18 protein-coding genes are annotated in these 19,679 nt (G+C 70.1%); 10 read left to right on the forward strand and 8 right to left on the reverse strand.

Annotated features, from left to right (window positions below; all coding sequences use genetic code 11):
* Nucleotides 1-73 precede the first annotated feature (73 nt).
* Both AB5J49_RS21860 and AB5J49_RS21865 read right to left on the reverse strand, forming a co-directional pair.
* On the reverse strand, nucleotides 74-754 hold the full coding sequence (locus AB5J49_RS21860) for a response regulator transcription factor (RefSeq protein ID WP_015659563.1): 681 nt from the start codon (nucleotides 752-754) through the stop codon (nucleotides 74-76).
* The gene (locus tag AB5J49_RS21865) at nucleotides 751-2,091 is read right to left on the reverse strand and encodes a sensor histidine kinase (protein ID WP_369170312.1); all 1,341 of its coding nucleotides are present in this window, start codon (nucleotides 2,089-2,091) and stop codon (nucleotides 751-753) included. The genes AB5J49_RS21860 and AB5J49_RS21865 overlap by 4 nt, the downstream gene beginning before the upstream one ends.
* Nucleotides 2,092-2,477: 386 nt before the next feature.
* Between AB5J49_RS21865 and phoU the strand changes: the two genes are divergently transcribed.
* From phoU to AB5J49_RS21880, 3 genes are all read left to right on the forward strand, one after another.
* Nucleotides 2,478-3,179 carry a phosphate signaling complex protein PhoU gene (gene phoU, locus AB5J49_RS21870; protein ID WP_369170313.1) on the forward strand — a complete coding sequence of 234 codons (702 nt, stop codon included), beginning with the start codon at nucleotides 2,478-2,480 and terminating at the stop codon, nucleotides 3,177-3,179.
* A gap of 495 nt (nucleotides 3,180-3,674) precedes the next feature.
* On the forward strand, nucleotides 3,675-3,923 hold the full coding sequence (locus AB5J49_RS21875) for an SCO4226 family nickel-binding protein (RefSeq protein ID WP_369170314.1): 249 nt from the start codon (nucleotides 3,675-3,677) through the stop codon (nucleotides 3,921-3,923).
* Between the two features lie 239 nt (nucleotides 3,924-4,162).
* Nucleotides 4,163-4,495 carry a carboxymuconolactone decarboxylase family protein gene (locus tag AB5J49_RS21880; protein WP_369170315.1) on the forward strand — a complete coding sequence of 111 codons (333 nt, stop codon included), beginning with the start codon at nucleotides 4,163-4,165 and terminating at the stop codon, nucleotides 4,493-4,495.
* 693 nt (nucleotides 4,496-5,188) lie between these two features.
* On the opposite strand, the gene AB5J49_RS21885 is transcribed toward AB5J49_RS21880, so the two are convergent.
* The 3 genes from AB5J49_RS21885 to AB5J49_RS21895 all read right to left on the reverse strand — a co-directional run bounded on the left by AB5J49_RS21885 (nucleotide 5,189) and on the right by AB5J49_RS21895 (nucleotide 7,532).
* A complete protein-coding gene (locus AB5J49_RS21885) occupies nucleotides 5,189-5,410 on the reverse strand; it encodes a hypothetical protein (protein ID WP_369170316.1) in 222 nt (73 codons plus the stop codon).
* A 350-nt stretch (nucleotides 5,411-5,760) separates the two neighbouring features.
* Nucleotides 5,761-6,444 carry a hypothetical protein gene (locus AB5J49_RS21890; protein WP_369170317.1) on the reverse strand — a complete coding sequence of 228 codons (684 nt, stop codon included), beginning with the start codon at nucleotides 6,442-6,444 and terminating at the stop codon, nucleotides 5,761-5,763.
* 326 nt (nucleotides 6,445-6,770) lie between these two features.
* Nucleotides 6,771-7,532 carry a phosphoglyceromutase gene (locus tag AB5J49_RS21895; protein WP_369170318.1) on the reverse strand — a complete coding sequence of 254 codons (762 nt, stop codon included), beginning with the start codon at nucleotides 7,530-7,532 and terminating at the stop codon, nucleotides 6,771-6,773.
* Between the two features lie 151 nt (nucleotides 7,533-7,683).
* Between AB5J49_RS21895 and AB5J49_RS21900 the strand changes: the two genes are divergently transcribed.
* Together AB5J49_RS21900 and fxsT are read left to right on the forward strand one after the other, a co-directional pair.
* Nucleotides 7,684-8,949 (forward strand): MDR family MFS transporter, encoded by a 1,266-nt coding sequence (locus tag AB5J49_RS21900; RefSeq protein ID WP_369170319.1) that lies wholly within the window; start codon nucleotides 7,684-7,686, stop codon nucleotides 8,947-8,949.
* A 128-nt stretch (nucleotides 8,950-9,077) separates the two neighbouring features.
* A complete protein-coding gene (gene fxsT / locus AB5J49_RS21905; protein ID WP_369170320.1) occupies nucleotides 9,078-11,609 on the forward strand; it encodes an FxSxx-COOH system tetratricopeptide repeat protein in 2,532 nt (843 codons plus the stop codon).
* Between the two features lie 2 nt (nucleotides 11,610-11,611).
* Here fxsT and AB5J49_RS21910 read toward each other — a convergent pair whose 3' ends face one another.
* Complete coding sequence (locus tag AB5J49_RS21910; RefSeq protein WP_369170321.1) at nucleotides 11,612-12,058, reverse strand: DUF2000 family protein; 447 nt, start codon at nucleotides 12,056-12,058, stop codon at nucleotides 11,612-11,614.
* A gap of 49 nt (nucleotides 12,059-12,107) precedes the next feature.
* Here AB5J49_RS21910 and AB5J49_RS21915 point away from each other — a divergent pair, with 49 nt between their 5' ends.
* Nucleotides 12,108-12,917 (forward strand): AraC family transcriptional regulator, encoded by an 810-nt coding sequence (locus AB5J49_RS21915; RefSeq protein ID WP_369170322.1) that lies wholly within the window; start codon nucleotides 12,108-12,110, stop codon nucleotides 12,915-12,917.
* 105 nt (nucleotides 12,918-13,022) lie between these two features.
* Entirely contained in the window at nucleotides 13,023-13,529 is a 507-nt protein-coding gene (locus tag AB5J49_RS21920; protein WP_369170323.1) for a DinB family protein, read from the forward strand.
* A gap of 16 nt (nucleotides 13,530-13,545) precedes the next feature.
* On the opposite strand, the gene AB5J49_RS21925 is transcribed toward AB5J49_RS21920, so the two are convergent.
* Nucleotides 13,546-14,046 carry a YbjN domain-containing protein gene (locus AB5J49_RS21925; protein WP_369170324.1) on the reverse strand — a complete coding sequence of 167 codons (501 nt, stop codon included), beginning with the start codon at nucleotides 14,044-14,046 and terminating at the stop codon, nucleotides 13,546-13,548.
* On the reverse strand, nucleotides 14,039-15,376 hold the full coding sequence (mshA, locus tag AB5J49_RS21930; RefSeq protein WP_369170325.1) for a D-inositol-3-phosphate glycosyltransferase: 1,338 nt from the start codon (nucleotides 15,374-15,376) through the stop codon (nucleotides 14,039-14,041). Before mshA ends, AB5J49_RS21925 begins: the two co-directional genes overlap by 8 nt.
* 360 nt (nucleotides 15,377-15,736) lie before the next feature.
* Between mshA and AB5J49_RS21935 the strand changes: the two genes are divergently transcribed.
* The 3 genes from AB5J49_RS21935 (at nucleotide 15,737) to AB5J49_RS21945 (ending at nucleotide 19,456) form a co-directional block, all read left to right on the forward strand.
* Nucleotides 15,737-16,555: a class I SAM-dependent methyltransferase gene (locus AB5J49_RS21935; protein ID WP_369170326.1), complete on the forward strand. Its 819-nt coding sequence runs from the start codon at nucleotides 15,737-15,739 to the stop codon at nucleotides 16,553-16,555.
* A gap of 174 nt (nucleotides 16,556-16,729) precedes the next feature.
* Nucleotides 16,730-17,815 (forward strand): C40 family peptidase, encoded by a 1,086-nt coding sequence (locus tag AB5J49_RS21940; protein ID WP_369170327.1) that lies wholly within the window; start codon nucleotides 16,730-16,732, stop codon nucleotides 17,813-17,815.
* Nucleotides 17,816-18,151: 336 nt separating this feature from the next.
* The gene (locus tag AB5J49_RS21945) at nucleotides 18,152-19,456 is read left to right on the forward strand and encodes a PP2C family protein-serine/threonine phosphatase (RefSeq protein WP_369170328.1); all 1,305 of its coding nucleotides are present in this window, start codon (nucleotides 18,152-18,154) and stop codon (nucleotides 19,454-19,456) included.
* The last annotated feature ends 223 nt before the right edge of the window (nucleotides 19,457-19,679 follow it).

Below are 19,679 nucleotides of genomic sequence, written 5' to 3' on the forward strand. Positions count from 1 at the left end.
TAGAACAAAGAAGAAGGGCGGGACCCCCGGTTTCCGGGGGTCCCGCCCTTCTTCTACGTGGTCAGCGTGCTCTTTACGGCTCGAACTTGTAGCCCAGGCCACGCACCGTCACCAGGTACCGCGGCGCGCCCGGGTCCGGCTCGATCTTGGCGCGCAGGCGCTTGACGTGGACGTCGAGGGTCTTGGTGTCACCGACGTAGTCGGCGCCCCAGACGCGGTCGATGAGCTGCATGCGCGTCAGGACGCGGCCGGCGTTGCGCAGGAGCATCTCCAGGAGGTCGAACTCCTTGAGGGGGAGGTCGACCTTGGAGCCGGAGACCGTGACCACGTGGCGGTCCACGTCCATACGGACCGGGCCCGCCTCCAGCGCGGCCGGGGTCACCTCCTCCGGCTCGCCGCGGCGGCGCAGGACGGCCCGGATACGGGCGACCAGCTCGCGCGAGGAGAACGGCTTGGTGACGTAGTCATCGGCTCCTATTTCCAGGCCGACCACCTTGTCGATCTCGCTGTCCTTGGCGGTGACCATGATCACCGGGACGTTGGAGCGGCCGCGCAGCTGGCGGCAGACCTCGGTGCCGGGCAGCCCCGGCAGCATCAGGTCGAGGAGGACGAGGTCGGCGCCGTTGCGCTCGAACTCGTCGAGTCCGTCGGGCCCGGTGGTCGCGACGGCGACCTCGAAGCCCTCCTTGCGGAGCATGTAGGACAGGGCGTCGGAGAAGGACTCCTCGTCCTCGACGACGAGCACACGGGTCACGGAAGGACCTCCGGGGCGGAAAGCGTTTCGTACGCGGTTGAGTCAGGGGGTGAGTCGGGGGATCTGCGGGGATACGATCCGGCGGACTGCCCGGCCTCGTCGTCGAGGTCGGGGTGCTGCTGTGCACGGTCGCGGGTCGCCCCGGCCTCCGGCAGCCGCAGGGTGAAGGTGGAGCCCTGTCCCTCGGAGCTCCACACCGTGACCTCCCCGCCGTGCGAGGCGGCCACGTGCTTGACGATCGCGAGACCGAGGCCGGTGCCACCGGTGGCACGGGAACGGGCCGGGTCCACGCGGTAGAAGCGCTCGAAGATGCGCTCCTTGTCCTTGTCGGAGATGCCGATGCCCTGGTCGGTCACGGCGATCTCGATGAGGTCTCCGCCCGGGGCGCTGACCCGGCGGGCGGCGATGCCGACGCGGGTGCGGGCGGGCGAGTAGTTGACGGCGTTCTCGACGAGGTTGCCGAGCGCGGCGGCGAGCTGGCCGCGGTTGCCCCAGATGCTGAGGTCGGCGGTGCCTCCTGCCCGTCGCCCATCACCACCCTGATCGGGCCCTTCGGGCACCCCTACGTTCGAAGCCATGTTGATCTGCTTCGTCCCGGCGGCGTGCCGGCAGCGGTCCATGGCCTCGGCGACGAGCTCGGCGATGCGGACGGGCTCGGCGTCCTCCAGCGGGTCGTCGTTCTGCACCCGGGAGAGGTCGATGAGCTCCTGCACCAGGCTGGTGAGCCGGGTCGCCTCGATCTGCATCCGCCCGGCGAAGCGTTCCACGGCCTCCGGGTCCTCGGAGGCGTCCATGACGGCCTCCGAGAGGAGGGAGAGGGCGCCGACCGGTGTCTTCAGTTCATGGCTCACGTTGGCGACGAAGTCGCGCCGCACCGCCTCTATCCGCCGGGCCTCGGTGAGGTCCTCGACGAGGAGGAGGACGAGGCGGGAGCCCAGGGGCGCGACGCGAGCGGACACGGCGAGGGCCTCGCCGCGTCCGGTGCCGCGCCGCGGCAGGTCCAGCTCGACCTGCCGTATCTCACCGTCTCGTCTGGTGTCCCGGGCCATCTGGAGCATGGGCTCGACGGAGAGCTTGCCACCGCGCACCAGACCGAGGGCGTACGCCGCCGAGCTGGCCTTGACGACGGCGTCCCCCTCGTCGAGGACGACGGCGGAGGAGCGCAGCACCGACAGGACCGTGTCCACGCCGGGTGGCAGGACCGGGTCGGTGTGCAGAGAGGTTCGGGTGGGTCGCTTCAGGTCGCGTTCGCTCCAGCGGAACGCCAGCATGGCGATGACGCCGGTAAGTACCCCGGCGATCGCTGCCGCTGCGGCGACCGCCGCGTTCACGTCCATGCACCCAGGTTAGGCATGACGCAGGCCGTGGCCACAGCCGTCGGAGTGCGAGCTCGAACACTCGTCGCCCAGAGTTCACCTTGGAGCCAGTACTGGTTCATTTGGGGTGGCGGAAACGGACGCGTAGCGCCCGGAAGGTAGGAGCGTGGGGTTCGCACAGGCGATTTCTGCTGGTGAGCGCATGCGTGATCGCGCTGGTGACCGTATGGGTGATCACATGGTGATCGCACTGGCGGTTTCACGACAGTCCGACTGTCGTTTTCACGGCAGTCTTATGGTCGGAGGTCACGACCGTAAGACTGCCGGTTCGGACGACACGACTGCCTGTTCGACGACGGTCGCCTGGCCCCCGGAACCCCCGAGGCATACGTAAGAGAGGGACCCTGATGCGGGACGCGTACCACGAGGAACTGGACTCGATCGGCGACAGCCTGGTGGAGATGGCCCGGATGGTCGGGTCGGCGATCGGGCGCGCCACGACGGCGATCCTCGACTCCGACCTGAAGCTGGCCGAGAGCGTGATCGAGGCCGACCAGAAGGTCGACGACCTCCAGCACGACCTGGAGGCCCGGGCCATAGCACTGCTGGCACGCCAGCAGCCGGTGGCGACCGACCTGCGGATAGTCGTCACCTCGCTCCGTATGTCGGCGGACCTGGAGCGCTCGGGCGACCTCGCCCAGCACGTGGCCAAGCTCACGCGGCTGCGCTACCCCGCGCGCGCGATCCCGCAGGACCTGCACGCCACCATCCTGGAGATGGGCCAGCTCGCGCAGCGCCTGATGGCGAAGGCTGCCGAGGTGATCATCACCAAGGACGTCGACCTCGCCCTCCAGCTGGAGCAGGACGACGACGCGATGGACCTCCTCCACCGCACGCTCTTCCAGCACCTGATGGACGAGCGCTGGAAGCACGGCATCGAGACGGCGGTCGACGTGACGCTGCTCGGCCGCTACTACGAGCGGTACGCCGACCACGCGGTCGCGGTTGCGAAGCGTGTGGTGTACCTGGTGACGGGTGAGCACGCGGATGAGCTGCAGGCCGACATCCAGCCGGAGATCCAGCCGGTCTCGGGTGCGGAAGGGGCGTAAGCCCGAGCGGACTCACCGGGGACTGGTCGGGGCGTCTGCAAGCCTCTGTGCGCCGTTGATGCGCCCAGGGGGGCGGGCATGGAATGGGCACAGGCACCAGCCTTGAGGAGGGACCATGGCCGAATCCCCCAGCACTCCCAAAACCCCCGGCACCACACCCGACCCCACCCGCGAACGCCCGTCCGAACAGCCCGCCGACATCAGAAGCCTCCCACTCTTCGGCGCCTGCGGCTGCGGCTCGGGGTGCGGGTGCGGGTGCCAGTCGGGGAATCCTTGCCAGTGCGGGTGAGCGGGTGAGCAGGTAAGGGTGTAGGTGCGGATGTACTGCGGCGTACGACGCCGTGGATCTCGTACGACGGTGAAGGGCCCCGGCGTGAATGCCGGGGCCCTTCGTCGTGCTGGTCGTCCCGGACGGGCGCAGCATGGAAGGAGAGTGAGAGCAGGCGAGCGCACTCCGAGGACCGCAGGTCCGAGGATCGTCAGGAGGTGCGAGGCATGGCTCAGTACATGGACGTACACCACAACATGAAGGGCATCACGGCTGACCAGCTCAGGGAGGCCCACAACGCGGACCTCGCCATAGAGAAGGACGAGCGCGTGCACTTCGAGCGGGCGTGGGCCGACCCGGATTCCGGCGTCGTCTACTGCCTCTCCGAGGCCCCCTCGGCGGAGGCGGTCCAGCGCATCCACGAGCGAGCCGGTCACAAGGCCGATGAGGTCCACGCGGTTCCGCTGTCCGTGTGAGAAGAGGAGGAGACCCCCGGCCCGCGCGTGACGCAGGCCGGGGGCCGACGTGTGTCCGCGGGAGCGCCGCTCTGGGGACGGGAGGCCGCTCTGGAGGCTCCGTCGGGCGACCGCTCGACAGGCGATCCGCGGCAAACGGCCTTACGGTCGAGCGGTGGGCGCTGCACCAGGTGAGGTGCCCTCACGTGCCGGCACCGCCCGTCGACTTCCCTCACGACACCAACAGGAGACGATCTGCCGTGGCCACAGCATCTGAAACCCCGGTACTGGACACCCTCGCCGCCATGACGGTCGACTCGGTCGAGCGGTGCGGGCTGGTTCCGGAGACGTTCATGCTCACCCGCATCGCCGCCCTCGCCGCTTCGGACGCCCCGCCGATCTCGTACGTCGCCCATATCGACCCTGCCATCCAGGCCGGGATGACTGCTGAGCAGGTGCAGGACGTGCTGGTTGCCATCGCACCCGTGGTGGGTACGGCGCGCGTCATGACGGCGGCCGGGAACATCGCCAAGGCGCTTGGCATCACGATTGCGGTCGCGGACGCGGAAGCCGAGGCTCAGGGGCGGGCGTAGGGACAGACAGCCCCAGGACGGCGAGAAGCCCCCTACTTGCAGGAAATCTGCAGGTAGGGGGCTTGTTCACAGGTCGGGGGGTGCGTCTTGGCTTCCTGCCCCGTCGGGCAGGCCACGGCCGCACCATGCACTCCGTGAGCAGCTCGGCGGCTCGCTCCACGAGGCTCAGGATGTATTTGCCACGCGGCTCAGGGCGCTGAGGGCGGAGCGCCCAGGGGGATTTCGTATGCGGTCCTGACGAGTACTGGGTCGGCTTCCGCCCATGCCGAGGCGTCGGCTACTCAGGCTCAGGCGTCCAGGCCACTCAGCTCGGGAAACCGTGATCATGCACAGGCGTACGGCGTACGAGCGTATGGCAAACGCAGACCGAACCCCGATGCCGCCCCACGCCGGACGTCCGCGGAGGCGTTCACCCGGGTTCACGGGCGACAGGTGGTCCGGCAGCTAGGCAGCCCTGGGCCGCGCCGCACGCATGCCCGGGGCGGGCTCCTGCGCGTCCTCAACCAGGAAGATCCCGTCTTCTCCGAGATCCGGGGCCTGGAAGGGGTTGGTCGCCGGAGGTGGCGACACAGCAGTGGAACGGCGGGGTTGCCCTTCCAAGGCGGAGAACAGCGACGTCTGGTCGATGAGAGGTCTGCCTTTCGTTACAGGCCTCCGAAGAGGCCTGGCGTGCCGTGACCGGGCACAGCGGTCCTACAGCTTGGTCATCTTGGCGTACGGGCTCAGGATCCGCATCTGGGTCGAGCCGAAATCCACGAGCGCCGCGATTCCGTCCTCGATGCCGATCACTCGGCCGAGTCCGTACACGTCGTGCGTGACCTGGTCACCCACGGCGAAGTGCTTGGGAGCCGGGGCGACCGGGGCCTTGAAGGGGCTGGTAGGCAAATGACGCTTCGGTGCAGCAGGCTTAGTCATTGCCCCTAGTATGCGCCTACGTCCATCCCGTTCGCTGTGGCCGTCCACACAGACCCGGGCGGCAACCTCGTCCAGACCTGGTGAGCGGCCGGAAACTCGACCGCACAACCCCGTCGGCATCCCCTCGTGCAAGCCCCGTCGGGGACCGCGGCACCGCCGAACTCGCCTGCCGGCGCCGTGGGGCGCCGCCCATCGGCTCGGCCGCACCGCGTCGGTGCCCGCGTCCGCCCGACGGCGCCCCTGCCAAAGCCCGGCCCCGGATCGACCGCTGCCTGCGCCGAGCCGTTCGACCATGGATCACCAGCTGAGGGTCCGTTGATCAGCTGGTGATTCACCAGCCGAGGCTCCGTTCAGCTGAAGGGAACGGCCTCCGTCGGGGCGGTGTGCCAGTTGGTGACGATCGGCTTCTCGACGGTGATGGTGCCGACCGGCAGGGAGACCGGGTTGGGGTCGTCGTCACCGACGCCGACGATGATGCTGTCCAGTTCCTTGCCACCGTCTCCGTTGGTGGTCTTCGGGTTCACCCCGGCGTAGGCGGCGGTGCTCCCACTCAGCTTTATCTGCTCGCCGACGGACTGCTCCGCGGGACCCGCCTGCGTGCCGTCGGATCCGAACGCCACGGTCGGAAGCGCGGCGGGCAGGTAACAGGTGATCCCCGACTTCGCCTTCGCGATGATCAGGATGTATCCGCCGGCCTGGGTCTCGGACCTGGTGCTCCAGGAGATGTCGTTGGCGCCGCAGCTCTGCTCGACCGGCTCTCGCTGGCCGTTGCCGGTGTCGGCGCCGGAGCCGGCCGCGTCCCCGGTTCCCTTGCCCGACGCGTCGGAGCCCTTGCCGGAGCCCTGGCCGCTCCCCGCGGTCGACGAGCCCGACGGGGTGGCCGCATCGCCGGACGGGGTGGTGGACGAAGAACCCTGCGCAGCACCGGTGTCGGCGGCCTTGTCCGTGTCCGTGTCCTGGCACGCGGTCATCAGCATGGCGCCGCCCACGATGGCTGCGGAGACGAGGAAGGCCTTGCGACGGTTGCCGGACATGAAATCCCCTTGGTCATCGGTTGGTTGAGGCCGAAGCGGTTTCGGCTGCTCGGTGCTGCTCGATCACTATGAGGGGGCTGCGAGGCGAAGGGATCCCGGTGCCTTCGTTCCAAGACACCGTTGTCACAGGCTGGTGACATGATCACGAAGAGTCGCGGGAGCCCTTGCCGGGCTCGAAAAGGGGTGACCTGCGGCTTTCTGCGTCAGCGGCACTGAACCGGCTGACATGCGCACGGGCGAGATCAACACCCCAGTGGCGACTCCATGACAGCGAGAAGCCCCCTACCCGCAGAAAAAGCGCAGGCAGGGGGCTTCTTCAGCTCTGCTTACTTCTTCTTGCCCTGGTTCTTGACCGCCTCGATGGCCGCCGCAGCGGCCTCCGGGTCCAGGTACTTCCCGCCCGGCGTCACCGGCTTGAAGTCGGCGTCGAGCTCGTAGTACAGGGGGATGCCCGTCGGGATGTTCAGGCCCGCGATGTCGGCGTCGGAGATGCCGTCGAGGTGCTTGACGAGGGCGCGGAGGCTGTTGCCGTGGGCGGCGACGAGGACCGTGCGGCCGGACAGGAGGTCCGGGACGATGCCGTCGTACCAGTAAGGGAGCATGCGGACGACGACGTCCTTCAGGCACTCCGTGCGGGGGCGCAGCTCCGGGGGGATGGAGGAGTAGCGCGGGTCGCCGGACTGGGAGAACTCCGTGCCGTCCTCGAGCGCCGGCGGCGGGGTGTCGTACGAGCGGCGCCACAGCATGAACTGCTCCTCGCCGAACTCGGCCAGGGTCTGCGCCTTGTCCTTGCCCTGGAGGGCGCCGTAGTGGCGCTCGTTCAGGCGCCACGAGCGGTGGACGGGGATCCAGTGGCGGTCCGCCGACTCCAGCGCCAGCTGCGCCGTGCGGATGGCGCGCTTCTGGAGGGACGTGTGGACCACGTCGGGGAGGAGGTCGGCGTCCTTCAGGAGCTCGCCGCCGCGGACTGCCTCCTTCTCGCCCTTCTCGTTGAGGTTGACGTCCACCCAGCCGGTGAACAGGTTCTTCGCGTTCCATTCGCTCTCGCCGTGGCGGAGGAGGATCAGCTTGTACGGTGCGTCGGCCATGCCCCAGAGCGTAATCCACGCTTTCGCCCCCTCGCGCGGCTGCCCGAAGGCCGGACAGTTGACTGCATCTGTTAATTGAGTGGCCGGCGTGGAGTGGATCTCCGTAAGTTGTGCCTACCGCGTTAGCCGCTTACATCCGTGGGGGATCCCGATGTCACTCGCCAGCCTGAGACGCGCCACCCGTGAGAGCGTCTCAGGGCTCCCCCGCGAGTTCTGGTGGCTGTGGACCAGCACGCTCGTCAACCGGCTCGGGGCCTTCGTCGCGACCTTCATGGCCCTGTACCTGACCCTCGACCGCGGCTACTCCGCCTCCTACGCCGGTCTCGTCGCCTCGCTCCACGGGCTCGGCGGTGTCATCTCCTCCCTCGGGGCCGGCGTCATGACCGACCGGCTCGGGCGGCGGCCCACCCTCCTCGTCGCGCAGGCGTCCACCGCCCTCTCCGTCGCGCTGCTCGGCTTCATGCACGACCCGGTCTCCATCGCCGCGGTCGCGTTCCTGGTCGGCATGGCCTCCAACGCCTCCCGGCCCGCCGTTCAGGCGATGATGGCCGACATCGTCCGGCCCGAGGACCGGGTCCGCGCCTTCTCCCTCAACTACTGGGCCATCAACCTCGGCTTCGCCGTCTCCTCCATGGCCGCCGGTTTCATCGCCGAGGTCAGCTACCTCGCCGGGTTCCTGATCGAGGCGGGGATGACGGCCGTCTGCGCGGTCGTCGTGTTCGTCAAGCTGCCGGAGTCCAAGCCGGTCGCCACGGCCAAGGCCGCCGAGTCCGAGGTCGGACTCGGCACCGTGCTGCGCGACCGGCGCTTCATGAGCGTCGTCGGGCTGTCGTTCCTCGTCGCCGTGATCTTCCAGCAGGGGTCGGTCGGCCTGCCCGTTGCCATGGGCGAGGCCGGCTTCACGCCCGCGGACTACGGTCTCGTGGTCGCCGTCAACGGCATCCTGATCGTCGCGCTGCAGCTCCCGGTCACCCGGTTCATCGAGCACCGCGATCCCAGGCGGCTGCTCGTCGTCTCGTCCGTCCTCGCCGGGTACGGCTTCGGGCTCACCGCCTTCGCCGGGTCGGTCGGCGTCTTCGCGCTCACCGTGTGCGTGTGGACCCTCGCCGAGATCGTCAACGCGCCGACGCAGACCAGCATCGTCGTACGCCTCTCCCCCGTGCACGGGCGCGGGCGCTACCAGGGCATGTACACCATGTCGTGGTCCGTGGCCGCCCTGGTCGCTCCCCTGGTGTCCGGCTTCGTCATCGACCAGTTCGGCGCGGAGTGGCTGTGGGGGTTGTGCGCGGTCGTCGGTACGGTGGCGGGGATCGGGTACGGCGTTCTGATGCGCGGCCTCCCTGCCGAGGCCCCGCCGGCGCCGTCGACCGCCGACGCCACGCCCGTCGATGCGGAGCCCGACGTCCGTACGGCCTGACACACCGCCCCCTGCGAGCCCCCGCTCCCCGCAGCCTCACCCTGACTCCCTGCCGAGCCCGCGTCCCACGGGGTATACAAGGAGGCGCGGTACGGGGGCCGTGGGGGCCGCTGGGGTGGGAGACGGACATGACCGACAGTTCCGGGTTGATCTTCATCAGTCATGCCGGGCTCGACGGCCAGTGGGCGGAATGGGTGGCCTGGCACCTCGGGGAGGCCGGGTACGAGGTCGAACTCGACCTCTGGCACTGGCACACCGGCGAGAACTTCGTCAAGAAGATGAACGAAGCGCTGGAGCGTGCGTCCGCGGTCATCGCCCTGTTCTCCCCGCAGTACTTCGCTCCGGGCCGGTACACCGAGGAGGAGTGGACCGCCGCCGTGGCCGGCCGCGACCGCTTCGTCCCCCTGGTCGTCGAGCCCCTGCAACCCGGCCAGTTGCCCGCGACCCTGCGACCGCTGATCCGCCAGGAGTTGCACGACCTGGACGAGGCGGCGGCGCTCAATGCGCTGCTGGAAGCGCTGCGCGGACGGGAGATCCCGACGACTTCGCCGGCCTTCCCCGGCAAGGCGGGCAAGAGGTCCCGGACGTCCAAGCACGCCGGCTCATCGGCACCTCAGGGCCTCCAGCCCCGCTTCCCGTCCACCACCCACGACCCCGACGTATGGGACGTACGACAGCGGGGGCGCAACCCGCACTTCACCGGCCGTGACGAGATCATCGAGAAGGTGCGCGGCGGACTGCTCGGCGAGCGTCGGACCGCCGTACGGGTCCTGCACGGTCCGGGCGGGGTCGGGAAGACCCAGCTGGCGCTGGAGTACGCGCACCGCTTCGCCGGACAGTACGACCTGGTGTGGTGGGTCGACGCCGAACAGGCCGAACAGGTACCTGCCCGGTACGCGGAACTCGCGGCCCGAGTCGAGGTGGCCAAGCCGGACGCCGGTGCCGAGATCAACGCCCGGTACGCCCTGGAGTACCTGCGCACCCACGAGCGGTGGCTCATCGTCCTGGACAACGCCGAAGACCCGCGGCAGCTGCGCACCTGGCTGCCGGAGGGCTCCGGACATGTGCTCATCACGGCGCGCAACCCGGCCTGGAAGAACATCGGGCCGGATCTCGCCCTGGGAGTGTTCAGCCGCAAGGAGTCACTCGCCTACCTCAACCGGCAACTCCCCACCCTGAACGAGCCGACAGCCGACGCCCTGGCCGACGCGCTGGGCGACCTGCCGCTCGCGCTGGCGCACGCCGCGGGCGCGCTCAGCGAGGGGACACCGCCCGACCACTACCTCCAGCTGCTCAGGACCAACACCGCCGAGCTCCTCAACGACGGGGAGGTCCACGACTATCCGGTCTCGGTCGCGGCCACGGTCACGATCGCCGCCGACCGTCTGGACGCGGGACATCCCGAGGCGGCGGCCCTGCTTCGCCTGGCGGCGTTCCTCGGGCCCGAGCCCATTCCGACGAAGTGGCTCGTCGAGGCACGCGAGGCGCTGACCAGCGTTCCCGGCGCCGCGCACGGCGTCAGCTGGCCGCGAAACGCGCTGAAGCCGCTCGCCCAGTACGGGCTGGCGGTCGTCGGGCCCGACACGTTCCAGGTGCACCGGCTCACTCAGGCCGTGATGCGCCATGTCAGCGCCGAACGGGCCGGGGGCCCGGTGCAGGACGTGGCCGCGTTGCTGGCCGCCGTAGATCCCGGGGACCCCGAGTTGCCCGAGGCGTGGCCCGAATGGGCGTCGCTCACCCAGCATCTGACGGCGACGCTGGACGCGATGATCAGCAAGGTCGAGCTGCGGTCGACGTACCTGGATGCTGCCCGGTATCTCGTCCGCAACGCGCAGCCCGAGGCGGCCCTCGGCCTTGCCGAGATCATGCACGAGAAGTGGAGGAGGTCTCTGGGCGAGGACGATCCCGACACGCTGCGTGCGGCACACATGGTGGCCCTGGCCCTGCACGACATGGAGGCGTACGAGGAGTTCCTGTCACTCGTCGAAGATCTCCTGGAGAGGCGTCTCAGAGTGCTCGGGAACGACCATCCCGACACACTGAGCACCACCCACGACGTGGGTATCGCCCTACTTCATCTGCGTAGATACGCCGAGGCGCACGCCATCCTCCAGGACACCGCGGCACGTCGTCAGGCGAGACTGGGCGAAGAGGACGTCGAGGCCCTTTTCTCCGTCGCCAGTACCGGGGCCGCTCTGATCGAGCTCGATCGGCTCGACGAAGCCCACCGCGTACTGACGGACGCCCTGGCCCGGTACCGGCGCACATTGAACGAGCACCACCCCTCTGCCCTCGAAACGCAGGCCTACTTGGGCCAGACCTTGGCTCGTCTCGGCAGAGACGTTGAGGCCCTCAACATCAAGAGGGAGGTTCTGACGCTGCGTCGGCAGTTGCTGGGCGACAGGCACCGGAGCACGCTCTTCAGCGTCGACAGCCTCAGCAAGACACTCATCGACACCGGCCGGTACGCCGAAGCGGAGCGGCTCCTGCAAACCGCGAGAACCCGCGTCCGGGAAACCCTCGGCACCGACCACGGCCTCTACACCGCCGTCACCATGCGTCTCGCCAACGCCCTGGCCCGCCAGGGCAAAACCCACGACGCCCAACGCCTCCGCGCCTCCCTCAAGCGGCAACAGCCCTCGAAGAAGCGCCCCCGCTGACCTCACGGATGCATCCGCGCCCCCTTCACCACCTTGTCCACCGCGTTCCTCGGCCCATACACCGCCACCCCCACCAGATCCAGCTCCCCCGTCCCCACAGCCCGCACCGCCGCCCGGTTGTCCCGGTCGTTGCCCGTCGAGAACAGGTCGGAGGTGAAGACCGCGCGCGGCAGGGCGCGGGACAGCACGCGCGCGTGGGCAGCTGTCAGCGTCTCCTTCGTCCCCTCGAAGACCAGCACCGGCTGCCGGAACATCGGCAGGTAGGCCACCCCGTCGGCGTCCTCGTACGGCTCCCCGATCACCTCGGGAACCTGCGTGCCCAGGCCGCTGACCAGGAAGGCCGTGACGTTCAGGCGCTGCCAGGGCTCCAGGTCCTCGCGCAGCAGCACGGCGATCTTCGTGTCGAAACGGACGGGGGCCTCATCAGTCGTATGGGTCGTATCGCTCATACGACGAGACTGCCGACCGCCGCACGACGCCGTCTTGTACGTTCTTTGCATGGCGCCCCACGCAGCGGCTCGGCAGGAAGTGACCGCGTGGCGCCCCTCCGTCCCGGGCGTCACCGAGGTCTTCCACGCGCACTTCACCGAGTACGCGTACCCGATGCACGTCCACGAGGCCTGGACGCTGCTCATCGTCGACGACGGCGCCGTACGGTACGACCTCGACCGGCACGAGCACGGCACCCCGCACGACACGGTGTCCCTCCTCCCGCCGCACGTCCCCCACAACGGCTCCCCCGCCACCCCGCACGGCTTCCGCAAGCGCGTCCTGTACCTGGACAGCACCCGACTGGGCGAGGACCTGATCGGCCCGGCGGTGGACTCCCCCGACCTGCGGGACCCGGTACTGCGGCTGCGCGTCGGTCAGCTGCACGCCGCCCTCGCGCACGCCGGCGACGAACTGGAAGCGGACAGCAGGCTCACCCTCATCGGCGACCGGTTGCGCGCGCACCTGCGCCCCAGGGCACTGACCGACATCCCGCGCCGCGACCCCGCGCTCGCCCGCCGGCTCCGCGAACTCCTCGACGAACGCGTCGTCCACGGCATCGCCCTCGACGAGGCCGCCGCGCTCGTCCAGGCCCATCCCGCCCATCTCGTACGGTCGTTCAGCACGGCGTACGGCATCGCCCCGCACCAGTACCTGATGTCCCGCCGTGTCGACCGCGCCCGGCGACTGCTCCTGGAGGGCCGGTCGCCGGCCGACGTGGCCACCGCGACCGGCTTCTACGACCAGTCCCATCTCACCCGGCACTTCCGGAAGCTGGTGGGGGTGCCGCCGGGGCGCTATCGCAGCAGCGCACGCTGAGCGTCGAGACCCCTGCGCCGGGAAGAGGGGGCGCGGGGGGCGTGACTATGAGGGCCTCGATAAATACCTCGACATCGGGCGCGGTGATCGGGGACGCTTCGCGCGATGACCAGAATCGATGACACGCCGCCTACGTGGGACGAGCGCACTCAGCTCACCACGTTTCTCGACTACGCACGTGACACCGCCCGCGCCAAGTGCGCTGGCGTCTCTGCGGAGAACGCACGCAAGGCGCTCCTGCCGGGCTCACCGCTGATGACCATGAGCGGAGTGATCAACCACCTCCGCTGGGTCGAGTACTACTGGTTCCAGGTCGTCTTCCTCGGCGAGGAAGACCGGGGCCCCTGGACCGAGGAGGACCCCGACCGCGAGATGCGTATCGCCGTCGACTTCCCGCTCACGCAGTTGCTCGACGAATACGCCGAACAGAGCACCCGCTACCGCGAACTGGTCGCCGGGAACGGCCTGGACAAGCAGGCCCAGCGAGCCGTCCGCAACGGCCTCCACGTCGACCTGCGCTGGATCCTGCTCCACCTCACCGAGGAGACGGCCCGCCACAACGGCCACCTGGACATCCTGCGCGAGATGCTCGACGGCACGACCGGCGACTAGGTGTATCGACCTGGATTCAATCCGCGGGCCGCTGGGTCAGATGGGCGAACGCGTCCAGGTTGCGCGTCGACTCGCCGCGCGCCACGCGCCACTCGTACTCCTTGCGGATCGCGGAGGCGAACCCCAGCTCGAGGAGGGTGTTGAACGCGCCGTCCGCCGCCTCCAGGACCTGGCCGAGGAGGCGGTCGATCTCGTCGGGGGTGACGGCCGACAGCGGGAGCTTGGCGGTGACGTAGATGTCGCCGAGCCGGTCGACGGCGTAACTCACGCCGTACAGCTTGAGGTTGCGCTCCAGGAGCCAGCGGTGGACGCCGGGCTCGTTCTCGTCGGGGTGACGGATGACGAAGGCGTTCAGCGAGAGGGAGTGGCGGGCGACGAGCAGGGAGACCGTCGTCGACAGCTTGCGGGTGCCGGGGAGTTTGACGACGTAGGTGCCGGGGGCGGGGCTCTCCCACTCCAGTTCGGCGTCCTTCAGGGCCCCCTCGACGACCTGCGCCGCCTTCTGTACGTCAGCCATGGTGGGAGCGTACGCGACGCCGGTGGGCGTGGGTCGCGGCCACGTAGACGTCCGCCGTGGCGGCGGCCGCGGTGTCCCAGCCGAAGGACAGGGCGTGCCGCGCCGCGGCCTCGCCCATCCGGGGGGACAGGTGCGGGTCGTCGGCGAAGGCGTGCAGCACGCGCGCGTAGTCGGCCGGGTTGTGGCCCTGGACCAGGAAGCCGGTACGGCCGTCCCGGACCGCCACCGGCAGCCCGCCCACCGCTGCCGCCAGCACGGGTGTGCCGGCCGCCTGCGCCTCGATGGCCACCAGGCCGAAGGACTCGCTGTACGACGGCATGACCAGCAGCGACGCCGCCCGGAACCAGTCCGCGAGCTGCTCCTGGCCGACGGGCGGACGGAACCGTACGACATCCGCGATGCCGAGGCGGGCGGCCAGCTTCTGCAGGCCCTCCGGCTTGGCGAGGCCGCTGCCGCTGGGGCCGCCCACGACCGGAACGAGGATGCGGGAGCGCAGCTCGGGGTGCTCGTCCAGGAGGACGGCCACCGCGCGCAGGAGGATGTCCGGGGCCTTCAGGGGCTGGATGCGGCCCGCGAACAGCGGGATCAGGGCGTCCTGCGGGAGGCCGAGGCGGGCTCGGGCGGCGGCTCGGCCGTCGGCGGGCGAGAAGCGGTCGAGGTTGACGCCGGGGTGGACCACGGCGACCTTGTCGGGGGCGGCGGCGTAGTGCCGTACGAGTTCGTCGGCTTCCTCGGCCGTGTTGGCGATGAGGCGGTCGGCGGCCGTGACGATCTGGGTCTCGCCGATGACCCGGGCGGCGGGTTCGGGGGTGTCGCCGTCGGCGAGGTTGGCGTTCTTGACCTTGGCCATGGTGTGCATGGCGTGCACCAGGGGGGCACCCCAGCGCTGGGCTGCCAGCCAGCCGACGTGGCCGGAGAGCCAGTAGTGGGAGTGGACCAGGTCGTAGTAGCCGGGGCGGTGGCCGGCCCAGGCCTGCATCACGCCGTGGGTGAAGGCGCACAGCTGGGCGGGGAGGTCCTCCTTGTTGAGGCCCTCGTAGGGGCCCGCGTCGATGTGGCGGACGAGGACGCCGGGGGAGAGCTCCACGACGGGCGGGAGGTCCGTGGCGGTCGTGCGCGTGAAGATCTCGACCTCGATGTTGATCGCGGCGAGGCGCTGCGCGAGCTCCACGATGTAGACGTTCATGCCGCCGGCGTCGCCTGTGCCGGGCTGGTGGAGCGGTGAGGTGTGGACGGAGAGCATGGCGATGCGGCGGGGGCGGCGGTGCAGGCGCAGCCGGTGGGGGGCGGCCTGGGAGCGACGCCCGAGCCTGCCGACGTACTGGCTCACGTGGCGTTCCTCCTCGCTGCGGGCATGCCGGACGGAGGGTGCTCGCGCCCTCCACGGCGGTGCAACGCCGCAGGGACGGGTTCCCATTCCTGGTGGGGCGGTTTTTGCCGAGGTATTACCGGGGGTCGCTCAACTGTTCGGGGATGGCGTGCGTTGCGCCTCCGGCGGTGGGGCGGGGGGCCGGGGGGCCTGCGGCGGCCTGCGCGGGTGAGTGGGGGAGCGCGTAGCGCCTGCGGGTGCGTTGTGGGTCGGGGTCGTGCCGGGGGTATCCGTAGGCGGCTGCGGGGCCACGGGGCTACGGGGCTACGGGGCTACGGGGCTACGGGGCTACGGCCGGAGCGACCGCATACCCTCGTATGCATGACATCCCGCGCCTCCGCCCGCCCCGTGGGCACCGTCACGCGCGGGACCACCAATCCCAATCGGCTGCGCCGCATGGACCGCTGGATCGCCGGCACGCATGGGGCCGAGTTGCGTCGTGCCGTCGATCCGGTCGCCGTGGATCTCGGGTACGGCGCCGCCCCCTGGACTGCGGTCGAGCTGCTCGGTCGGCTGCGGTCCGTGGCGCCACGGGTGCGGGTGGTCGGTGTGGAGATCGAACCGGCGCGGGTCGTGGCCGCGAAGCCGTACGAGCGGGAGGGGCTCGTGTTTCGGCACGGGGGGTTCGAGATTCCCGTCTCGCAGCGGCCGGTGCTCGTGCGGGCGGCGAATGTGCTGCGGCAGTACGAGGAGGGTGAGGTCGCCGGGGTCTGGGAACGGCTGTGTGCGCGGCTCGCGCCGGCCGATCCGGGGGCCGGGTCCCGTGGGGGGCTGCTCGTCGAGGGGACCTGCGACGAGATCGGGCGGCGGCACGTGTGGGTCGCGCTCGGACCGGAGGGGCCGCGCACGGTGACCTTCGCGACGCGGCTGGGCTCGCTGGAGCGGCCCTCGGACCTCGCCGAGCGTCTTCCGAAGGCGCTCATCCATCGCAATGTTCCCGGCGAGCCCGTTCACGCCTTCTTGCGCGACTTCGACCGCGCCTGGGCCGCTGCCGCGCCCTATGCGTCGTACGGCGCACGACAGCGGTGGATGAGGGCGGTGCGGGATCTCGCCGTCGACTGGCCGGTGGCGGACGGGCCGGTGCGGTGGCGGCAGGGTGAAGTGACCGTGCGGTGGGAGGCGTTGGCGCCGCGCGTCTGACTCCCGGGGCCGCGGGGAACGATCTCCGCGAGTCGTTCGTCACAAAGGCGGGGAGACCGTCATGACGGGGAGGAACGGGGGGAAGCAGACCTCTGTCACTTTGCGCGCCGACATGGCCCGATCCCCCGGACGCTCGTAAGTTACTGACGAGACATCAGTTTGGGGGCACCAGGTATGGGTTCGGGCAAGCGCGGCCTGATCACTGCAGCTGTGACCGTCGTCTGTGCGGTCACCGTACTCGCGGCGCCAGGCACGGCGTTCGCGGCGCCCTCCCCCTCGCCCACCCCGTCACCGAGCGCCTCGACCCCCTCGGCCGCCGTGTCGAACAAGGACCTTGAGGCCGTACGCAAGCGGCTCGAGAAGCTCTACCACGCCGCGGCCGTCGCCACCGACGAGTACAACGCCGCCGAGGAGGCGGCCGAGAAGCAGTCCGCCGAGATCGTCGCGCTGGCGAAGAGGATCGTCAAAGGGCAGGAGCGGCTGGCCGAGTTGAAGAAGCAGGCCGGGGCCGCGGCTGCCGCGCAGTACCGCTCGGGCGGGCTGCCCGACGAGGCCAAGCTGATGCTCAGCGACGACCCGCAGGCGTTCCTCGACGGCACGGGCCGGGTGCTGCAGGGCCAGCGCGCGACCAAGGGGCTGCTCGCGGAGATGACCCGCATCCAGCAGGACTTGGAGCTGTACGCCAAGGACGCCTCCGCCCAGTGGAAGAAGCTGGAGGCGGGCCGCAAGGCCAAGGCCGCCGCCCAGAAGAAGATCGAGAAGCAGATCAAGGCGGCGGAACAGCTCGAATCCCGGCTGGAGGAGAAAGAGAAGGAGCGGCTGGCCGAGCTGGAGAAGGAGGCGGCGTACAAGGCGCAGACCGAGTGGCTGGACTCCGGCATCCTGGAGGACATCAAGGGCGAGGCGTCCGAACAGGGACGCAAGGCCGTCGAGTACGCCACGGAGCAGCTGGGCAAACCGTACGAATGGGGCGCCGAGGGGCCGAAGACGTACGACTGTTCCGGGCTTACGTCACAGGCCTGGGCCAGCGCCGGGCAGGGGATTCCGCGGACCTCGCAGGAGCAGTGGAAGCAGCTGGAGCGCATCGACGTCGAGGACATGCGCCCCGGCGACCTCATCATCTACAACGCCGACGCCAGCCATGTGGCCATGTACATCGGCGACGGCGCCATCATCCACGCCCCGCGTCCGGGGCGGACGGTGACGGTCGCGGGGGCCGGCTCGATGCCGATCCTCGGGGTGGTTCGACCCGATGCGTGAGGGTTCTCCGGCGCGTGAAGGTTCTCCGGCGCGTCAGGATTCCCCGATAGCTGAGGATTCGGGGCACCTTGTGACACCCGCCGTGACCCCGGCCACGTGACCCACCCCACGTCGATTCACCCCCCAAACGCCGGCTGAACGTGACGTTCGTCATCCCTGACTCTCTTCCGCCCTGTCCAACTGCGGTAGGGAACGCGGCATATGACAGTGGCCGACGCCCACTCGGCGTGGCTCACGCCATTCCGTTGCGCCGCCGACTACCGCTATGGTCCCCGTCGGTGGATCGAGGCCCCTCGTTCGCACCATGCCCTCGGGGGGAGGGAAGGAACTCAGACGATGCCCGTACCCATACCGCGGCAGAGAGCGATCCCGGCCGTGGAGAGTGGTCAGGCGCAGGCCGCGTCCCCAGGCGGCGGCACCCTCCGGGAAGAGGCCCCGCGTAAGGAAGAGACGGTCGAGAACACCACCCACACCAACCTGACGCTGCTGCTGATCGAGGACGATCCCGGCGGCTCGGCGATCGTGCCCGAGCTGCTCGACTCGGACGGCAAGCCCATCCGGGTGCGCACCGCGCGCAACCTCACCGAGGCCGAGCGGCTGCTGACCGACGACGTCCACTGCATCCTGCTGGACCTCGCGCTCGCGGCGCCCGGCCGGGTCGCCGACGACGACGAGCTGGCCGTGCTCAAGCACGTCCTGGAGCTCGCGCCCCGGCATGCCGTCCTCGCGCTCACCGCCTCCGGCGACGCCGAGCGCGGCGCGAAGGCCGTGCGCGTCGGCGCCCAGGACTACCTCTTCCGGGACGAGCTGGACGGGCGGCTGCTGAGCCGGGCGATCCGGTACGCCGTTGAGCGGAAACGGTCCGACACGGCCGAGCGGCGCCTTGCCGAGGGCCGGATGCGGGCGCAGGAGAACCGGCGTCTGGAGCGCGGTCTACTGCCCACGCCGCTGCTGGAGGGCTCCTCGCTGCGGTTCGCCGCGCGATATCGGCCCGGCCGTTCGCGTGCGCTGCTGGGCGGTGACTTCTACGACGTCGTCCGCACCGCGGACGGCACCGTGCACGCCATGATCGGCGACGTCTGCGGGCACGGGCCCGACGAGGCGGCGCTCGGCGTGGAGCTGCGCATCGCCTGGCGCGCGCTGACGCTGGCGGGACTGTGCGGGGACGCTCTGCTGGGCACGCTCCAGCAGGTCCTCGAGCACGAACGGGCCGACGACGAGATCTTCGCGACCCTGTGCACGGTGGACATCGCGCCGGACGGCCGTCGGGCCGGGTTGTGCCTGGCGGGGCACCCGTCACCGCTGCTGGCCCGGCCCGGACGGCCCGCGCAGTTGTTGCCGTACGACAACAACGGGCCCGCGCTCGGCCTGCTGCCTGGGGCTCGGTGGCCGCGGATGGAGGTCAAGCTGGGGGCGGAGTGGAGCCTGATGCTCTACACCGACGGCTTGATCGAGGGGCGTGTCGGCGAGGGCCGGGAACGGCTTGGCCAGGACGGCATGGTGGAGATGGTGCGACGGCAGCTCTCCGAGGGGTTGCGCGGAGAGGCGCTGCTGCGGGCCTCGGTCAATGAGGTGCGGGACCTCAACGGGGGCGAGCTGACGGACGACGTGGCTGTGCTGTTGCTCGACCGGGGGGTCTGAGCGGGAGCGCACCGCTTGGCTGTGCCGATTGCGGGAGCGCACCGCTTGGCTGTGCCGATTGCGGGAGCGCACCGCTTGGCTGTGCCGATTGCGGGAGCGCGCCGCCTGAGTTGTGCCGGTCACGGGAGCCCGCCGCAGTGGGCGCTGTCGTTCGCCGTCCGCGGGGCGTTGTGGCTGGTCGCGCCCACGCGGCGCACCGCATATCGATACGGCCCCGCACGCC

Origin of the sequence: Streptomyces sp. R28, assembly GCF_041052385.1 — a bacterium.
Lineage (GTDB): Bacteria > Actinomycetota > Actinomycetes > Streptomycetales > Streptomycetaceae > Streptomyces.

Excerpts from the sequence above, each read along its gene's own strand:
- AB5J49_RS21865 (WP_369170312.1), bottom strand. The coding sequence starts at position 2,091 with ATGGACGTGAACGCGGCGGTCGCCGCAGCGGCAGCGATCGCCGGGGTA.
- phoU (WP_369170313.1), top strand. The coding sequence starts at position 2,478 with ATGCGGGACGCGTACCACGAGGAACTGGACTCGATCGGCGACAGCCTG.
- AB5J49_RS21875 (WP_369170314.1), top strand. The coding sequence starts at position 3,675 with ATGGCTCAGTACATGGACGTACACCACAACATGAAGGGCATCACGGCT.
- AB5J49_RS21885 (WP_369170316.1), bottom strand. The coding sequence starts at position 5,410 with ATGACTAAGCCTGCTGCACCGAAGCGTCATTTGCCTACCAGCCCCTTC.
- AB5J49_RS21890 (WP_369170317.1), bottom strand. The coding sequence starts at position 6,444 with ATGTCCGGCAACCGTCGCAAGGCCTTCCTCGTCTCCGCAGCCATCGTG.
- AB5J49_RS21895 (WP_369170318.1), bottom strand. The coding sequence starts at position 7,532 with ATGGCCGACGCACCGTACAAGCTGATCCTCCTCCGCCACGGCGAGAGC.
- AB5J49_RS21900 (WP_369170319.1), top strand. The coding sequence starts at position 7,684 with ATGTCACTCGCCAGCCTGAGACGCGCCACCCGTGAGAGCGTCTCAGGG.
- fxsT (WP_369170320.1), top strand. The coding sequence starts at position 9,078 with ATGACCGACAGTTCCGGGTTGATCTTCATCAGTCATGCCGGGCTCGAC.
- AB5J49_RS21910 (WP_369170321.1), bottom strand. The coding sequence starts at position 12,058 with ATGAGCGATACGACCCATACGACTGATGAGGCCCCCGTCCGTTTCGAC.
- AB5J49_RS21915 (WP_369170322.1), top strand. The coding sequence starts at position 12,108 with ATGGCGCCCCACGCAGCGGCTCGGCAGGAAGTGACCGCGTGGCGCCCC.
- AB5J49_RS21920 (WP_369170323.1), top strand. The coding sequence starts at position 13,023 with ATGACCAGAATCGATGACACGCCGCCTACGTGGGACGAGCGCACTCAG.
- AB5J49_RS21925 (WP_369170324.1), bottom strand. The coding sequence starts at position 14,046 with ATGGCTGACGTACAGAAGGCGGCGCAGGTCGTCGAGGGGGCCCTGAAG.
- AB5J49_RS21935 (WP_369170326.1), top strand. The coding sequence starts at position 15,737 with ATGACATCCCGCGCCTCCGCCCGCCCCGTGGGCACCGTCACGCGCGGG.
- AB5J49_RS21940 (WP_369170327.1), top strand. The coding sequence starts at position 16,730 with ATGGGTTCGGGCAAGCGCGGCCTGATCACTGCAGCTGTGACCGTCGTC.
- AB5J49_RS21945 (WP_369170328.1), top strand. The coding sequence starts at position 18,152 with ATGCCCGTACCCATACCGCGGCAGAGAGCGATCCCGGCCGTGGAGAGT.